At 68.5% G+C, this 15,512-nt stretch carries 15 protein-coding genes; 10 read left to right on the forward strand and 5 right to left on the reverse strand.

Going from position 1 to position 15,512, the window contains the following annotated elements:
• Position 1: 1 nt before the first annotated feature.
• From WG898_RS10915 to WG898_RS10925, 3 genes are read left to right on the forward strand one after another with little or no spacing between them, the layout of a single operon-like run.
• Entirely contained in the window at positions 2-1,171 is a 1,170-nt protein-coding gene (locus WG898_RS10915; protein WP_339602815.1) for an efflux RND transporter periplasmic adaptor subunit, read from the forward strand.
• Between the two features lie 9 nt (positions 1,172-1,180).
• Complete coding sequence (locus WG898_RS10920; protein WP_339602816.1) at positions 1,181-4,375, forward strand: efflux RND transporter permease subunit; 3,195 nt, start codon at positions 1,181-1,183, stop codon at positions 4,373-4,375.
• Complete coding sequence (locus WG898_RS10925; RefSeq protein ID WP_339602817.1) at positions 4,372-5,436, forward strand: DMT family transporter; 1,065 nt, start codon at positions 4,372-4,374, stop codon at positions 5,434-5,436. Before WG898_RS10920 ends, WG898_RS10925 begins: the two co-directional genes overlap by 4 nt.
• A 21-nt stretch (positions 5,437-5,457) precedes the next feature.
• On the opposite strand, the gene fdxA is transcribed toward WG898_RS10925, so the two are convergent.
• Entirely contained in the window at positions 5,458-5,781 is a 324-nt protein-coding gene (fdxA, locus tag WG898_RS10930; RefSeq protein WP_339602818.1) for a ferredoxin FdxA, read from the reverse strand.
• A gap of 103 nt (positions 5,782-5,884) precedes the next feature.
• Between fdxA and WG898_RS10935 the strand changes: the two genes are divergently transcribed.
• The 5 genes from WG898_RS10935 (at position 5,885) to WG898_RS10955 (ending at position 8,683) form a co-directional block, all read left to right on the forward strand.
• Positions 5,885-6,373, forward strand: coding sequence for an Rrf2 family transcriptional regulator (locus WG898_RS10935; RefSeq protein WP_339602819.1), 489 nt, complete (start codon positions 5,885-5,887; stop codon positions 6,371-6,373).
• Positions 6,374-6,416: 43 nt separating this feature from the next.
• On the forward strand, positions 6,417-6,668 hold the full coding sequence (locus WG898_RS10940; protein ID WP_339602820.1) for a DUF2249 domain-containing protein: 252 nt from the start codon (positions 6,417-6,419) through the stop codon (positions 6,666-6,668).
• Between the two features lie 10 nt (positions 6,669-6,678).
• A complete protein-coding gene (locus WG898_RS10945; protein ID WP_339602821.1) occupies positions 6,679-7,176 on the forward strand; it encodes a hypothetical protein in 498 nt (165 codons plus the stop codon).
• 49 nt (positions 7,177-7,225) lie between these two features.
• Entirely contained in the window at positions 7,226-8,092 is an 867-nt protein-coding gene (locus tag WG898_RS10950; RefSeq protein WP_339602822.1) for a hypothetical protein, read from the forward strand.
• A gap of 63 nt (positions 8,093-8,155) precedes the next feature.
• The gene (locus WG898_RS10955; RefSeq protein WP_339602823.1) at positions 8,156-8,683 is read left to right on the forward strand and encodes a GNAT family N-acetyltransferase; all 528 of its coding nucleotides are present in this window, start codon (positions 8,156-8,158) and stop codon (positions 8,681-8,683) included.
• 44 nt (positions 8,684-8,727) lie between these two features.
• On the opposite strand, the gene WG898_RS10960 is transcribed toward WG898_RS10955, so the two are convergent.
• Complete coding sequence (locus WG898_RS10960; RefSeq protein WP_339602824.1) at positions 8,728-9,234, reverse strand: GNAT family N-acetyltransferase; 507 nt, start codon at positions 9,232-9,234, stop codon at positions 8,728-8,730.
• Between the two features lie 109 nt (positions 9,235-9,343).
• Entirely contained in the window at positions 9,344-11,383 is a 2,040-nt protein-coding gene (locus tag WG898_RS10965) for a M13 family metallopeptidase (RefSeq protein ID WP_339602825.1), read from the reverse strand.
• A 234-nt stretch (positions 11,384-11,617) separates the two neighbouring features.
• On the opposite strand from WG898_RS10965, the gene WG898_RS10970 reads away from it, so the two are divergent.
• Complete coding sequence (locus WG898_RS10970) at positions 11,618-12,052, forward strand: amino acid permease (RefSeq protein WP_339602826.1); 435 nt, start codon at positions 11,618-11,620, stop codon at positions 12,050-12,052.
• Positions 12,053-12,091: 39 nt separating this feature from the next.
• On the opposite strand, the gene WG898_RS10975 is transcribed toward WG898_RS10970, so the two are convergent.
• On the reverse strand, positions 12,092-13,951 hold the full coding sequence (locus WG898_RS10975) for a glycoside hydrolase family 35 protein (protein ID WP_339602827.1): 1,860 nt from the start codon (positions 13,949-13,951) through the stop codon (positions 12,092-12,094).
• A gap of 17 nt (positions 13,952-13,968) precedes the next feature.
• Here WG898_RS10975 and WG898_RS10980 point away from each other — a divergent pair, with 17 nt between their 5' ends.
• A complete protein-coding gene (locus WG898_RS10980) occupies positions 13,969-14,181 on the forward strand; it encodes a hypothetical protein (protein WP_339602828.1) in 213 nt (70 codons plus the stop codon).
• A gap of 91 nt (positions 14,182-14,272) precedes the next feature.
• On the opposite strand, the gene WG898_RS10985 is transcribed toward WG898_RS10980, so the two are convergent.
• The gene (locus WG898_RS10985) at positions 14,273-15,508 is read right to left on the reverse strand and encodes a glycoside hydrolase family 27 protein (protein ID WP_339602829.1); all 1,236 of its coding nucleotides are present in this window, start codon (positions 15,506-15,508) and stop codon (positions 14,273-14,275) included.
• Between the last annotated feature and the right edge of the window lie 4 nt (positions 15,509-15,512).

Consider the following 15,512-nt stretch of genomic DNA (forward strand, 5'->3'; position numbering starts at 1 on the left):
AATGAGTAACGAGAAAAGGAAGTCCGCCGTGGCCATTGCGGTGGTGCTGCTGCTCGGCCTGGTGCTGGGTGCGGCCATACTGCGCAGCGAGCCGGCCAAGCCGGCCGAGGCCGAGTCCGAGCATGGGCAGGCCGAAGAAGGCCATGGCGTGCAGCTCAGCGACGCGCAACTCGAACGCAGCGGCGTGGAGATTGCGGTGGCCGGGCCGGCACGCCTGCGTGCCAGCCTGCAGCTGCTGGGCGAGCTCAAGCTGAACCAGGATCGCAGCGTGTTCGTCACGCCGCGGCTGGCTGGTCTTGTCGAGGCGGTGCGCGTCAATGCGGGCGAGCAGGTGCGCCGGGGCCAGGTGCTGGCCGTGATCTCCAGCCAGGCCCTGGCCGACCAGCGCAGCGAATGGCTGGCCGCGCAACAGCGCATGGCCCTGGCCAAGACCATGTATGAGCGCGAGCACAAGCTCTGGGAAGAGAAGATCACGGCCGAGCAGGACATGCTGAGCGCGCGCCAGGCCTTTCAGCAAGCCGAGATCACGGCCGAGAGCGCGCGCCAGAAGCTGGCCGCGCTGGGCCTGACTGCCAGTACCTCCACGCAGGGCCTGACCCGCTACGAGATCCGCGCGCCGATTGACGGCGTGGTCACCGACAAGAAGATCAGCGTCGGTGAGGTGTTGAAGGACGACGCCCCCATCTTCCAGCTGGCCGACCTCTCCACCTTGTGGGTGGAACTCGCGGTGCCGGCCAAGGAGGTACACCGACTCCAGCCGGGCGCCATGGGCAGCGTCAAGGCCAACGGCTTCGAGGCACAAGCCAGGCTCAGCCACATCGCTGCGCTGCTGGGCGAACAAAGCCGCAACGCGACGGCGCGGCTGATCCTGCCCAACCCCAAGGGCCTGTGGCGCCCCGGCCTGCCCGTCACGGTGGAGCTGCTGAGTTCGGACGAAGTCGAGGTGCCGGTGGCGGTGGCGGCGGAGGCGGTGCAGACCCTGCGCGAGCGGCCGGTGGTGTTCGGCCGCCAGGGCCAGCAGTTCGAGACCCGGCCGCTGGAGCTGGGGCGCAGCGACGGCCGATATGTGGAGGTGCTCAAGGGCCTCGCCGCCGGCGAGCGCTACGCCGCCAAGAACAGCTATCTGATCAAGGCAGACATCGGCAAGGCCGGTGCCGGCCACGAGCATTGAGGAGCGGCCATGTTCGAAAAAATCATTCACTTCTCGATTGCCCACCGCTGGCTGGTGCTGCTGTGCGTGCTGGGCATGGCCATGCTGGGCCTGTTCAACTACCAGCGCCTGCCGATTGACGCCGTGCCTGACATCACCAATGTGCAGGTCCAGGTCAATACCGAGGCGCCGGGCTACGCGCCGCTGGAGTCCGAGCAGCGCGTCAGCGTTGCCATCGAGACCGCCATGGCCGGCCTGCCTAACTTGGAGCAGACGCGCTCGCTGTCGCGCTATGGCCTGTCGCAGGTGACCGTGGTCTTCAAGGATGGCACCGATATCTACTTCGCGCGCCAACTCGTCAACGAACGCATCCAGCAGGCCAAGGCCCGGCTGCCCGCGGGCCTGGTGCCCACGCTGGGGCCCATCGCCACCGGCCTGGGCGAAATCTATATGTGGACGGTGGAGGCCAAGGAGGGCGCGCGCAAGGCCGACGGCAGCCCCTACACGCCCACCGATCTGCGCGAGATCCAGGACTGGATCATCAAGCCGCAGCTGCGCACCGTGCCCGGCGTGACCGAGATCAACACCATAGGCGGCTATGCCAAGGAGGTGCAGGTCGCGCCCAGCCCCGAGAAGCTGGTCGCGCATGGGCTGACGCTGCCAGACCTCGTGCAGGCGCTGGAACGCAATAACGGCAATGTCGGCGCCGGCTATATCGAGCGCCGCGGCGAGCAGTACCTGATACGCGCGCCCGGCCAGGTGAACAGCATGGAGGACATTGCCAATATCGTCATCCGCAGCAGCAAGGGCAGCCCGCTGCGCATCGGCGATGTGGCCGAGGTGGGCATCGGGCGCGAGCTGCGCAGCGGTGCGGCCACCGAGAACGGCCGCGAGGTGGTGCTGGGCACCGTCTTCATGCTGCTGGGCGAGAACAGCCGCGTGGTCTCGCAGGCGGTGGACAAGAAGCTGAAGGACATCGGCCGCAGCCTGCCCCCGGGCGTGATCGCGCAGACGGTGTACGACCGCAGCATCCTGATCGACAAGGCGATTGCCACCGTCAAGAAGAACCTGCTGGAGGGCGCCGCCCTGGTGATCGCCATCCTCTTCCTATTCCTCGGCAATATCCGCGCGGCCCTCATCACGGCGGCGGTGATCCCGCTGGCCATGCTGTTCACCTTCAGCGGCATGGTGAGCAACAAGGTCAGCGCCAATCTAATGAGCCTGGGCGCGCTGGACTTCGGTGTCATCATCGACGGCGCCGTCGTGATCGTGGAGAACTGCGTGCGCCGCCTGGCCCATGCACAGGCGCTCGCGGGGCGGCCGCTGACGCGCGACGAGCGCTTCCGCGAGGTCTTTGCCGCGGCCCGCGAGGCGCGGCGCCCGCTGCTCTACGGGCAGCTCATCATCATGGTGGTCTACCTGCCCATCTTTGCCCTCACCGGGGTGGAAGGCAAGATGTTCCACCCGATGGCCTTCACCGTGGTGGCGGCCCTGCTCGGCGCGATGCTGCTGTCGCTGACCTTCATCCCTGCCGCGGTGGCTGTGGCTGTCGGCAAGAACGTGAGCGACAAGGAAAATCGCCTGATGGCCTGGGCCAGGCGCGGCTATGCACCGATGCTGGACTGGGCCTTGCTGAACAAGCCCCTGGTGCTGAGCATCAGCGCGGTGTCGGTGCTGCTGAGCGGACTGCTCGCCACCCGTATGGGCAGCGAGTTCATCCCCAGCCTCAGCGAGGGCGATATCGCCCTGCATGCGCTGCGCATCCCGGGCACCAGCCTGACGCAGGCGATCGCGATGCAGCAGGAGCTGGAGCGCGTCATCGTCAAGGACTTCCCCGAGGTCGAGCGCGTGTTCGCCAAACTCGGCACCGCCGAGATCGCCACCGACCCGATGCCGCCCAATGTGGCGGACACCTTTCTGATGCTCAAGCCGCGCTCGGCATGGCCCGATCCGAAGCGCAGCCAGGCCTCGCTGGTGGCCGCGCTGCAGGCGGCTGTGGTCCAGGTGCCGGGCCATAACTACGAGTTTACGCAGCCCATCCAGATGCGCTTCAACGAGCTGATCTCGGGCGTGCGCAGCGACCTGGCGGTGAAGGTCTTTGGCGACGATATGGCCGTCATGGACGAGACCGCCGCGGCCATCGCCAAGCTGCTTGCGGGCATCCCCGGCGCGGCCGACGTGAAGGTCGAGCAGACCACGGGCCTGTCCATGCTCAGCCTGCAGATCGACCGGGCCAGGCTCGCACGCCTGGGCCTGAGCGTGGCCGAGGTGCAGGAGACCGCGGCCATGGCCATTGGCGGCCAGGAGGCGGGCGCTCTGTTCCAGGGCGACCGGCGCTTCGACATCCTGGTGCGCCTGCCGGAAGCGGTGCGCAGCGATATCGAGGCGCTCAAGCGCCTGCCTATCAAGCTGCCCGGCAGTGAGATCGGCGGCGGCCAGCCGGCCTATGTACAGCTCGGCGAGCTGGCGAACTTCGAGATCGCCCCGGGGCCGAACCAGCTCAGCCGCGAGAACGGCAAGCGGCGCGTCGTCGTCACGGCCAATGTGCGGGGGCGCGACCTCGGCTCCTTTGTGAGCGAGGCGCAGGCCCGGCTGGACGCCAGGCTGAAGATGCCCAGCGGCTACTGGATCAGCTGGGGTGGCACCTTCGAGCAGCTGCAGTCGGCCGCGGCGCGGCTGCAGATCGTCGTGCCGGTGGCGCTGGGCCTGGTGTTCGTGCTGCTGTTCGCGATGTTCGGCAACGCGCGCGACGGCCTGCTGGTGTTCACCGGCGTGCCCTTCGCGCTCACCGGCGGCATCGTGGCGCTGTGGCTGCGCGACATCCCGCTGTCGATCTCGGCGGGCGTGGGCTTCATCGCCCTGTCGGGGGTGGCGGTGCTCAACGGCCTGGTGATGATTGCCTATATGCGCTCATTGCGGGAAGAAGGTATGCCGCTGGATGCTGCGGTGCGCGAGGGCGCGCTGACGCGCCTGCGTCCGGTGCTGATGACGGCGCTGGTGGCCTCGCTGGGCTTTGTGCCCATGGCCCTGGCCACCGGCACCGGTGCCGAGGTGCAGCGCCCGCTGGCCAGCGTGGTGATAGGCGGCATCCTGTCGTCCACCGCGCTGACCCTGCTGGTGCTGCCGGTGCTGTACCGCTGGGCGCATGGCTGGCGCGGGGCGGATGGCCTTAGCATGCGGCCATTGTTGCCGTCTTCATCATCATCACCCCAGGCCCTGACATGAGTTTCTGGCGTCAACCCGGCGTCGTCGCCGCCCTCGGCGCCGCCATCCTGTTCGGCGCCGGCACGCCGCTGGCCAAGCCCCTGCTGGGGCACACCAGCCCCTGGCTGCTGGCAGCGCTGCTCTACCTGGGCTCGGGCATCGGCCTGTGGCTGCTGCGGCGCATGCGTGGCGCGCCCGCCGTGCGGCTGGAGGCGGGCGACCGCAAGTGGCTGGCGGGCGCCATCGTCGCCGGCGGGGTGCTGGGGCCGGTGCTGTTGATGCTGGGCCTGGCGCGCATGCCCGCCGCGGCGGTGTCCCTGCTGCTGAATGCCGAAGGGGTGATGACGGCGCTATTGGCCTGGTTTGCCTTCAAGGAGAACGTCGACCGCCGCATCGCTTTGGGCATGCTGGCCATCGTGGCCGGCAGCGCGGTGCTGAGCTGGCCGGGGGAGGGTGCTGCGGCCGGGGGCCTGGACAGCGGGTGGCCGGCGCTGGCGGTGCTGGGGGCCTGTCTCGCCTGGGGCATAGACAACAACCTGACGCGCAAGGTCTCGCTCACCGATGCCAGCTTCATCGCCATGAGCAAGGGCCTGGCGGCGGGCGCGACCAATCTGCTGCTGGCCCTGCTGGCGGGCGCGCAATGGCCGGGCGCCGGCACGGTGTTGGCCGCCGGCCTGCTGGGCTTTGCGAGCTATGGCGCGAGCCTGGTGCTGTTCGTGCTGGGCCTGCGCCATCTGGGCACGGCCCGCACCGGCGCCTATTTCTCGGTCGCGCCCTTCGTCGGCGCGCTGCTGGCCTTCGTGCTGCTTGGTGAAGCGTGGAGCTGGCAGCTGCTGCTGGCCGGAGCGCTGATGGCGCTGGGCGTGGCCCTGCACCTGAGCGAGCGGCATGAGCATGAGCATGAGCACGGGGTGCTGGAGCATGCCCACAGCCATGTGCATGGCCGCGGCGACCCGCACCACGAGCATGCGCACGAACCGCCCGTGCCCGCGGGCACGCGCCACAGCCATGCGCACCGGCATGAAGCCATGCGGCACAGCCACGCGCATTACCCGGACGCGCACCACCGCCACAAGCATTGAAGAGACGGCGCGCGGCGCGCCTCAGCGCTTCAGTTGGGCGCGCTTGTCTTCGACGTCGCGCCAAGCCTCGGCGTCGGGCAGGGCCGGCTTGGCCTTGGTGATGGGCTTCCATTGGCGCGCCAGCTCGGCATTCAGCGGGATGAAGTCGCGCTGACCGGCGGGCACGTCCTCCTCGGCATGGATGGCCGCCACCGGGCATTCCGGCACGCAGACCGCGCAGTCTATGCATTCATCGGGGTCGATGACGAGGAAGTTGGGGCCTTCACGAAAGGCATCGACCGGACAGACGTCCACGCAGTCGGTGTACTTGCAGCTGATGCAGGCCTGGGTGACGACGAAGGTCATGGCAGGGCTCCGGGAGCGGGGTTGCTATAAGAAGTATGTTTGATGCATCTTAAAGATTCGAGTGCTTTAAAGCAATAAACTGCATGCATCTTTAGGGGCATCGATGCGGCTTGCCGAATACACCGACTACACCTTGCGCGTGCTGATGTACTGCGCGGCGCGCCCGCAGCAACTCGTCACCATCGGCGAGCTGGCGCAGCACCATGGCGTCTCCAAGAACCACTTGATGAAGATCGTCAACGACCTGGCGCGTCAGGGCGTGCTGGAGACCACGCGCGGCCGCGGCGGCGGGCTGCGCCTGCTGGCCGATCCGGCCCGCTTGCGCGTGGGAGATGTGGTGCGTGCCGCCGAGACCGACTTCAGGCTGGTGGAATGCTTCGATGCCAGCGTCAACGAATGCCTGCTGAGCCCGTCCTGCCGCCTCAAGCAGCTGTTCGACAGCGCGCTGCGCGCCTTTCTCAAGGAACTCGACGGCGCGACCCTGGCCGATCTGGCCGCGCCCGCAGCGGCGACGCCCAGGCCGGGCGCGTCCCAGCCCATCAGCTTGCGGCGGCGCAGCGACGCCGCGCCCCGCAAGCTGCCCCCGGCCTGAGCCTCAGGCCCCCGCCAATCGACCTCAACCCTCAGGAGTCCCCATGTCCCATCAACACCTGTCCCCCGACGCCATCTACCCCTTCGACGCTCGCGGCGTGGCCAAGCGCTTCCGCCATGCCGCCATCTTCGGCGCGCTGGACGCGCTGCAGCCCGGTGAGACCATGCGCTTCGCCAACGACCACGACCCGCTGCCGCTGCTGGCGCAGATTGCGCAGCGCTACGGCAGCCGCGTCAGCGTGGTCTACCAGCAGCGCGCGCCGGGCGCCATCGTGATTGATTTCAACGTGTGCTGAGGACCTGCAAATGAATCGTCAGACCAATTTCCTGCGGGCCGCGCTGGCGGCCATGCTGATGGCCGGCGTGTCGGCCGCCCCGGCAACGGCCCAGCCGGCCGCGCACAGCCATGAGGCGAGCGCGCCGCACAAGCTGAGCCTGGACAAGGGCCGCAAATGGGCCACCGACGCGCCGCTGCGCGAAGGCATGTCACGCATCCGGGAACTGCTCGCAGTGCAGCTTGCCGCCGCCCATGCCGGCAAGCTGGACGAGGCCGGCTACCGCGAGCTGGCCGGGCAGGTCGAGGCCCAGGTGGGCGCCATCGTGGCCCAGTGCAAGCTTGAGCCGCGCGCCGACGCGATGCTGCATCTGGTGATCGCCGAGCTGGGCGAGGGTAGCGATGCGATGGCCGGCAAGACCGGCAAGCTGCGCCCCGAGCAGGGTCTGATCAAGACCGCACAGGCCGTGAATGCCTATGGCAGCCATTTCGCCCACCCGGGCTTCAAGCCCTTGCACATCGGCCACTGAGCCGCCATGGCCGGCACTGACTGAACGCGGCAGCGGCTATGCTGGCGGCATGCTCGCCAAGCTGCTTCTATCCCTGCTGGCCTTGCTGGGCGCCTGGGCAGTCCATGCCGAGCGCATCACCTGGCTGATGCCCGAGTTCGCGCTGGCCGAGAGCAACGCGGCCAAGCTGCCGGCGCGCAAGGGCATGGCCGAGCCCATGCTGGACGAGCTGAAAAAGCATTGGCCCGAGCCCGCCGAGCATGTCGCCGTGCTGGCCAATGCCAAGCGCAGCTGGCTGATGATCGAGGCCGGTGAGCCGGCCTGCCATCTGGTCTCGCTGCGCACGCCAGAGCGTGAGGCGCGGGCCTTCTTCTACATCACCCATCTGCTGCCGCCGGCGCAGCTGGTGGCCCTGCCCGAGGTGCTGGCGCGCCTGCCACGCAATGCGCAGGGTGAGGTCGGGCTGAGCCAGGTATTGCAATCGGCGCAGCTGCAGGGGGCCTTGATCGAGGGGCGTAGCTACGGTGCCGCGCTGGACGCGCAGCTGGCGCAGCGTCCGCCACAATCGGTAGCCCTGTATGCACCGGTGCAGTTTGGCAGCAAGCTGCTGCAGATGGTGGCGCTGGGGCGCGGCGACTACACCATCGAGTACGACTTCGTGCTGGCCGCGCAGCGCGCGCAATGGCCGCTGCTGCAGAAGCTGGAGACGGCACCGATCCAGGGTGCCAGCGAGATGCTGCAGGCGGGTGTGGCCTGCCCGCGCAATGACTGGGGCCGGGCCGTGATCGCCAGGGCGGAACGCATCCTGGCTCGCCGTGAGGCGCTGACCCAGATGCAGCGGGATGTCGACGCCTGGATGACGCCGCAGGCGCGCCGCTTCTACGGTGCCCGTATGGATGCCTTTCTTGCAGAGCGCCTGCGCAAGGCGCCGCAGTGATCGGGGGCTCTGCCGGCCGTGCCTGAGGGCATCGTTAGCTGGTCCTGAAATGAGGATGTTTGAATGACGAATGCTGTTTCCCTGCGCACCCTGGCCCCGCACGATGGCCCGGCGCTGCTGCACTTCGAGCTGGAGAACCGGGCCTGGTTCGAACAGCACATCGAGGCGCGGCCGGAGCCGTTCTATGCGCCGCAAGGGGTGCAGGCGCACATCGCCGACCTGCTCGCTCAGCATGAGCGTAGCGAGTTCCATCCACTGCTGATCGTGGGTGCTCAGGGGCAGATCCTGGGCCGGGCCAACCTCAAGGGCATTGACAGGCAGGCGGGCTGCGCCGAGCTGGGCTATCGCATCGGCCAGGCGCATACCGGCCAGGGCCTGGCCAGCCTGGCCGTGCGCGAAATGGTGAGGCTGGCACGCGAGCGCTGGGGCTTGCGCACACTGCTGGCCTTTGTCAGCGAGGTCAACCCGGCCTCGGCGCGGGTGCTGGAGAAGCATGGCTTTGAACGCGCCGAGCTCCGTCCCGGCCTGGCGCTGGTGCAGGGCCGGGAGATCGACTGCTTTCGCTTCCAGCGCGAACTCCTGCCCGCGTAGACCCCAGGGGCATGTCCAGGACAGTCGGCCCGCTCAACGCGGCGTCAAGGCCTGGGCAGCTCGAACATCTCGCGCTCCTTGCCATCCGGGAACACGCGGTGCCGGCCCAGGCTCTGCCCGCCCAGGCGCAGGGCCAGGCCGCGCGCGGCGGCATTGTGGTCTTCCATATAGGTCTGCACCCGATCCCAGCCCCAACCCTCATAGGCCTGGGCGATGGCGGCGCGCGAGGCCTCCAGCGCCAGCCCGGTGCCGCGCGCCTCGGGCAGCAGCCACCAGGTCAGCTCGCGTGGCCAGCCCAGGCCCTGCCAGAAGCCGCAGCAGCCCAGCAAATCGCCCTGTTCGCGGCGGCGCAGCACCCAGACGCCAAAGCCCTGCAGATGCCAGCTGCCCAGGTCGGAGGCCAGGCGCGCAAAGGCGGCGCCGGGGCTGAGCGGGCCACCGTAATTGGCGCTGGCCTCGCCATCGGTGTAGAAGCGCTGGTAGAGCGCGGCGCAGTCGCGGTCGGGCGGGATCAGCTCCAGGCGTTCGGTCGTCAGGACGGGAATTTGCATGGGTGCAGCGTGGGGGCAAAGGGGGCATTCTGCCTGCCTGTCGGCGCCGGCATCGCGACGTCGGGCGGCAGGCCCGACCTGCAAAGCAGGCCGGCCAGGGCCTGGCCATTTACCAGATGCGGATGCGCTGCTCACCGGGTTTGAACATCGTGTCGCCCGGTTTGGTGCCGAAGGCCTGGTGGAAGCCGTCGGTGTTGGCGGCCGGGCCGTTGGCGCGGAACTGGTCCGGCGAGTGCGGATCGGTGGTCAGCAGCTGCATGGTGCGCTCCTCGCGCGCCTTGCTGCGCCAGGCCTGGCCCCAGCCCAGGAAGAAGCGCTGCTCGCCGCTGTAGCCATCCAGCAGCGGCGCGGGCTTGCCGCCCAGCGAGCGCAGATAGGCCTTGTAGGCCACCTGGATGCCGGAGAGGTCGGCGATGTTCTCGCCCAGGGTGAGGCGGCCGTTGACCTTCTTGCCGGGGATGGGCTCGTAGGCGTCGAACTCCGCCGCCAGGCGCGCACCGACGGCCTCGAAGGCCTTGCGGTCGGCCTCGGTCCACCAGTTGCGCAGCGCGCCGTCGCCGTCGAACTGGCTGCCCTGATCGTCGAAGCCGTGGCTGATCTCGTGGCCGATCACGCCGCCGATGGCGCCGTAGTTGACGGCGTCGTCGGCCTGCATGTCGAAGAAGGGCGCTTCCAGGAAGGCGGCCGGGAACACGATCTCATTGCGCGTGGGGTCGTAGAAGGCGTTCACCGTCTGCGGCGTGATGAACCATTCCTTGCGATTCACCGGCTTGCCGGCGCGCTGGGCCTGGCGCTGCCACTCGAACTGTGCCGCGCGCAGGCGGTTGCCCATGGCGTCGCCGGCGCGCACCTCCAGCGCGCCGTAGTCACGCCATTGGTCGGGGTAGCCGATCTTGACCGTGTACTTGGAGAGTTTGGCCTGCGCGCCCGCCTTGGTCTGGGCCGACATCCAGGCCAGCCCGTCGATGGATTCGCGGAAGGCCGCCATCAGATTGCCCACCAGCTCCAACATGCGCGCCTTGTAGGCGGCCGGGAAATGGCGCTCCACATAGACCTGGCCGATCGCCTCGCCGAGCGCGCCATTCACTTCGCCGATGCCCTGCTGCCAGCGCGGGCGGTCTTCGGTGGCGCCCGTCTGGGCCTTGCCGTGGAAGGCGAAGCGCGCCTCGCGGAAGGCCCGCGGCAGCACCACCGCATGCTCGTCCAGCACGCGCAGCTTCAGGTATTGTTTCCAGCTCGCCAGCGGCACGCTGTCCAGCAGCCTGGCCGCGCCCTCCACCATGCTGGGCTGCGAGACCGAGAGGCGGTCGATGCCCGCCAGCTGCGCGCCGGCGAAGAAGGCCGGCCAGTCGAAGCCGGGCGCGCGCTGCGCCAGTTCGGCCGGCGTCATGGGGTTGTAGAGCTTCACCGGGTCGCGGTTGTCGACCTTGTTCCAATGCGTCTCGGCCAGGCTGCGTTCCAGCGCCAGCACGCCTGCGGCGGCCGCGGCCGGGTCCTTCTCGCCGGACAGCCGGGCCAGCTCGGTCAGGTAGACCGAATAGGCCTCGCGTACTTTGGCGAGCTTGTCGTCGTCCTTGAGGTAGTAGTCGCGGTCGGCCATGCCCAGCCCGCCCTGCCAGGTGGCGGTGCGGTTCACCAGCGGTTCCTTGAAGTCCGGGTCCACGCCCAGCTGGATCGGGCCGTTCACCACGCCCTGCATGCGGCCCAGCCAGGTGGCCAGTTCGCCGCGCGACTGGATCGCGTCGATGCCGGCCAGCAGGCCCTGCACCGGGGCCAGGCCCGCCTTGTCGATGGCGGCGGTGTCGAGATAGGCGGTATAGAAGGCGGCGATCTTGTCGGCCACGCTGCCCTTGACCTGCGGCTTGGTGGCCAGCTCTTCAACGATTACGCGCACGCGCTGGTCGGAGAGGTCGCGCAGCTTGATGAAGCTGCCGTAGTAGGACTTGTCGGCCGGGATCTCGGTGTTCTTCAGCCAGCCGCCATTGGCGGCGCGGAACAGGTCGTCCTGCACGCGCACGCTGGGATCGTGGTTGGCCAGGTCCAGCCCGGAGTGGCTGGCGCTTGCCGCGGCCTGGTTGCCGGCATGGCACAGGCCGGCGCTCAGCAGCAGGGCGGCCAAGGGGGCGAAGCGGAAGGGGCGATTTGTCATGTCAGTCCTGGAAACCGGTGTGTAGGGGCGAGCAGACCGCAGTGCCTGCCCGGCTGGGCGCGAAGCGTAAAGGCACATCCCTCGGGCAGGACGTGCCCGAAGACATGTTCGGCCAGCAATTTGGGGGCGGGACTTACCCGAGGGTGCCCGGTGAGGTCGCCGTCCTGAACGGCGACCTGCACAGGCGCAGGCAGCCCGCTTAGCATCGCGGCTTTGCATTCCCGGCGCCGCCCGATGCCTGCTTCATCCTCATCGCAAGACCTGACCCTGCCCGAGCGCCGCCTCGACGCGCGCCATGCCGTGGCCCTGTGCGTGGGCATGGTGGTGGGCGCCGGCATCTTCAAGACCTCGCCGATGGTGGCGCAGGCCCTGGCCAGCGACCAGGCGCTCTACCTGGCCTGGGTCTTTGGCGGCCTGCTGTCCTTCATCGGCGCGCTGTGCTTTGCCGAGCTGGCGGCCGCCTTTCCAGATCCGGGCGGCGACTACCATTTCCTGCGCCGCGCCTACGGTCAACGCCTGGGTTTTCTGTTCGCGTGGTCGCGCTTTGCGGTGATCCACACCGGCTCCATGGCGCTGCTGGCCTTTGTGTTCGGCGACTACCTGGCCCAGGTGGTGGACCTGTCGCCCTGGCTGGGCCCCATGCCAGTGCCTTGCTGGCCGCGGGGCTGATCGGTGGGCGTGGGCGTGCTGGCGCGGGGGGCGCTGCTGCTATGGGGGTGCGGTTGGCGTGTCGAACAGCGGCCGCTCTAGACCGCGCAGCGTGGCAGCCATCGCCGGCGCCTCCAGGCTGAACAGCAGCACCTCGTTGCGCCCCGGCTTGAGCCACACGCCAGGCAGGTAGAGGGTCTGCTGCGGCCCGATGTTCCAGAAGCGGCCCAGGTGCTGACCGTTTACCCAGACCTGGCCCTTGCCCCAGCCGCGCGTATCGAGAAAGCTGTCGCCGGTTTGCGTGAGCGTGAACTCGCCTTGCCAGAATCCCGGGCCGGCATGGCCCGCGCCATGCCAGGGCAGCGCGCTCAGGTCCTGCAGCGGCAGGGGGTGGACCTGCCAGTCCAGCAACTCCTGCTCGCCCAGCGTGACGCCGTGGGTGATGCCCTTGTGTTCGCCGTCCAGCCTGGCACCGAAGCCGATGCGCCCCATGTTCTCGACCAGGATGTCCAGCTGCGTGCCGGCCGGCAGGTCCACGTCCAGCGCCTGCTCGCCCTTGCGACGGTCCAGCGTGCCGAGCGGCCGGCCGTCGGCCAGTACCAGCGCATGGTCACGCACCTCCTTGATCGCCAGGCGGCCCATGCCAGGCGCCTGCAGACGCTTGCGGTAGAGGATGTAGCCATAGCTCTGACCATAGCTTTCCATCGGCTGCGGATAGCGCGCGGCGATGGCCTTGGGCGAGAGCGCGGGCAGGGCCTCCAGCAGGGCGGCCGAGCGCCGCAACTCGAAGGCGGGAATCTCGATCGTGGCAGATTGCGGGGGCACGGGCGGCAAGACCTGGCCCCGCGGCAGATGCCTGGCCATCGCCGCACGCAGTGCCAGGTACTTGGGCGTGATGCGGCCGCTCTCGTCCAGCGCGGCGTCGTAGTCGTAGCTGGTGGTGTCGGGCTGGTAGGGTTCGGTGGCCGAGTAGTTGGCACCGGGCAGCCAGCCGAAGCTGCTGCCGCCATGGAACATATAGAGGTTGAAGGAGATGCCTTCGCGCATCATCCAGTCCACCGTCGCGGCGGCCTCCTCGGCGCTCTGGGTGTGGTGCGGCTCGCCCCAGTGGTCGAACCAGCCGGCCCAGTACTCGCCGACCATGCGCACGCCCTGCGGCCGCCAGGCCCGCAGCGCTTCGATGGAGGCGCTTGCGTCTTCGACGCCGCCACCGAAGTTCACCACCGCGGGCACATCGGGCAGCGTGCCGCCGGCAAACAGGCGCTCGGTGCCGCCGTCGGAGGTGAACAGCGGTGCGTCGAAACCGGCCTCGCGCAGCTGCCGCTGCATCGCGCGCAGGTAGTCGCGGTCGCGCCCGTAGGAGCCGTATTCGTTCTCGAGCTGCAGCATCAGCAGCGGGCCGCCGCGCGTGCTCTGCAGCGCGCCGACCTCGCGAGCCAGGCGCTTCATGTAGCGGGCGCTGGCGGCCATGAAGCGCGGGTCCAGGCTGCGCACGCGCAGACCCGGCGTGCGCAGCAGCCAGGCCGGCAGGCCGCCGAAGTCGACTTCGGCGCAGACGTAGGGCCCGGGCCGCAGGATCACCTGCAGGCCCTCGGCGGCCGCGCAGCGGATGAAGGCGGCGATATCGCGCTGGCCGCTGAAGTCCCATTGGCCGGGTTCGGGCTCATGCTGCGACCAGAAGGCGTAGGTGGTGATGGTGTTCAGCCCCATCGCCTTGGCCATGCGCAGGCGCTCGCGCCAGAGTGGGTGCGGAATCCGCGGGTAGTGCAATTCGCCGGACCGGATCTGGAACGGCGCGCCGTCGAGCGTGAACCTGGCGCCCTGGATGGCAAAGCGGCTCTTTCCGAGGGCGGCGACGGCCGGCAGACCATTGCCGAGCAGCATCGCCATCAGCGCGCTGCGCCGGCTCAGATGCAGCATGGCGTCGGCCCCCGCTGATGTCGAAGCTGATCGTGGTCTTGACGGGTCACTGTGCTGCCTTTGCGGCGGGTGGCGAGGTGGGTGCGCGCGAGTTTGATGGTCTGAGCGCGTGGGCCAAGCACGCGCTCCAAAACCAGCCGAGCCGCTTTCAGCGGCGCTTGCTCGGCCTGGGCCGGCGGGCTGAGTGCAAGGGCCGCGAACGCGACGCATACGGCGATGGCTTGACGTAGGGGCATGATGATGTTTGGCTTGGCCTGGCTTGCCCCGCCGGAATTTGTTTGGAATGAGGATCGTCATGAGGCGATCGCAAGTCGCTGTGGTCTATCCGCGTGGCGCGGCCCTCAGGCGCAGAAGTTTGGTCTCATGCCCGGCCAAGGTGCCTCGCCACTGCGCCATGCGCCCGAGATCCTTGTGTGCGTGCAGATCGCGCACCGGCACGGCGCCCTGTATCCCAAGGGCCTCAAAGGGCAGGCTGTAGGCGGCGGCCTGGTCGGCGCGATTCAGGATCGCCACTGCGGTGTCGCCATTGGCCAGCGGCTTGACCAGCACGTCCCAGGGTGGTGCGTGGATCACCCTCACCGCCGCCTTGCCCAATGGGTCCTGATTCAGTGCTATGACTTCCGTATTGCCCAAGATGCGCAGGGTGGCTGCACTCATGCGGCGAAGGTCATTGGAGGCATACAGCGGCGAGTGCATCATGGCCCAGAGTGCAAATTGGCTCTGGTACTCGATGTCACTGGCGCCCGCCCCGCCCAGCAGTGCTGCGGGACCCGCATGGCCACGCAGGCCCACGACCAGCATGTCGGCATCGTTCCAACGGCCGGGTGCCGCGTAGCTCTGCAGTTCGACGTTGATGTCGTAGACATCGAGGATCCCAACGCCGCTGGATTCTTGCGGCAGCTTTTTCCATTTGTCTCGGATGTCCGCAGTGGTGCGCCAAAGATGCCCCCCCACCTCGGCCGCCCACTTCCAAGGTTGACGGTCCCCCCACTCGCAGATGCTGTAGAGGATGGTTCGGCCGGAGTTCGCCAGGGCTTCGCCCATGCGGCGATAGCGCGCAACGGCGGTGGCGGTGCCCGGGGGGGCGTTGCAGTAGTCGTACTTGAGGAAGTCGACGCCCCAGTCGGCAAAGGTCTTGGCGTCCTGGTCTTCAAAGCCCAGGCTGCCCATGTAGCCCGCACAGGTCAGCGGCGCGGCGTCGCTGTAGATGCCGAGCTTGAGGCCACGGGCATGCAGGTAGTCGGCCAGTGCCTTGATGCCCGAGGGAAACTTCTTAGGATCGGCGATCAACTGCTTGGTCTCGTCGCGCCCCCCTTGCCAGCCATCGTCGATGAACAGGTGGTCGTAGCCGGCTTTGCGCATGCCGCTGGCAATCATGGCGTCCGCCATTGCCTTCAAGTCCCGCTCGTTGACCTGGTCACCAAGCAGGTTCCAACTCATCCATCCCATGGGAGGGGTGCTCGCGGGCAAGGGGGCCAGCGCGCTTTGTGCCAGCAAGGTGCCGTGCAGGCTCAGCAGCAACGCTGAGCACCAGTGCTTGAAGACAGGCTTCGGCATATGG

Origin of the sequence: Paucibacter soli (genome assembly GCF_037482845.1) — a bacterium.
GTDB classification, from domain to species: domain Bacteria; phylum Pseudomonadota; class Gammaproteobacteria; order Burkholderiales; family Burkholderiaceae_C; genus Paucibacter_B; species Paucibacter_B soli.

Excerpts from the sequence above, each read along its gene's own strand:
- WG898_RS10915 (WP_339602815.1), top strand. The coding sequence starts at position 2 with ATGAGTAACGAGAAAAGGAAGTCCGCCGTGGCCATTGCGGTGGTGCTG.
- WG898_RS10920 (WP_339602816.1), top strand. The coding sequence starts at position 1,181 with ATGTTCGAAAAAATCATTCACTTCTCGATTGCCCACCGCTGGCTGGTG.
- WG898_RS10925 (WP_339602817.1), top strand. The coding sequence starts at position 4,372 with ATGAGTTTCTGGCGTCAACCCGGCGTCGTCGCCGCCCTCGGCGCCGCC.
- fdxA (WP_339602818.1), bottom strand. The coding sequence starts at position 5,781 with ATGACCTTCGTCGTCACCCAGGCCTGCATCAGCTGCAAGTACACCGAC.
- WG898_RS10935 (WP_339602819.1), top strand. The coding sequence starts at position 5,885 with ATGCGGCTTGCCGAATACACCGACTACACCTTGCGCGTGCTGATGTAC.
- WG898_RS10940 (WP_339602820.1), top strand. The coding sequence starts at position 6,417 with ATGTCCCATCAACACCTGTCCCCCGACGCCATCTACCCCTTCGACGCT.
- WG898_RS10945 (WP_339602821.1), top strand. The coding sequence starts at position 6,679 with ATGAATCGTCAGACCAATTTCCTGCGGGCCGCGCTGGCGGCCATGCTG.
- WG898_RS10950 (WP_339602822.1), top strand. The coding sequence starts at position 7,226 with ATGCTCGCCAAGCTGCTTCTATCCCTGCTGGCCTTGCTGGGCGCCTGG.
- WG898_RS10955 (WP_339602823.1), top strand. The coding sequence starts at position 8,156 with ATGACGAATGCTGTTTCCCTGCGCACCCTGGCCCCGCACGATGGCCCG.
- WG898_RS10960 (WP_339602824.1), bottom strand. The coding sequence starts at position 9,234 with ATGCAAATTCCCGTCCTGACGACCGAACGCCTGGAGCTGATCCCGCCC.
- WG898_RS10965 (WP_339602825.1), bottom strand. The coding sequence starts at position 11,383 with ATGACAAATCGCCCCTTCCGCTTCGCCCCCTTGGCCGCCCTGCTGCTG.
- WG898_RS10970 (WP_339602826.1), top strand. The coding sequence starts at position 11,618 with ATGCCTGCTTCATCCTCATCGCAAGACCTGACCCTGCCCGAGCGCCGC.
- WG898_RS10975 (WP_339602827.1), bottom strand. The coding sequence starts at position 13,951 with ATGCTGCATCTGAGCCGGCGCAGCGCGCTGATGGCGATGCTGCTCGGC.
- WG898_RS10980 (WP_339602828.1), top strand. The coding sequence starts at position 13,969 with ATGTCGAAGCTGATCGTGGTCTTGACGGGTCACTGTGCTGCCTTTGCG.
- WG898_RS10985 (WP_339602829.1), bottom strand. The coding sequence starts at position 15,508 with ATGCCGAAGCCTGTCTTCAAGCACTGGTGCTCAGCGTTGCTGCTGAGC.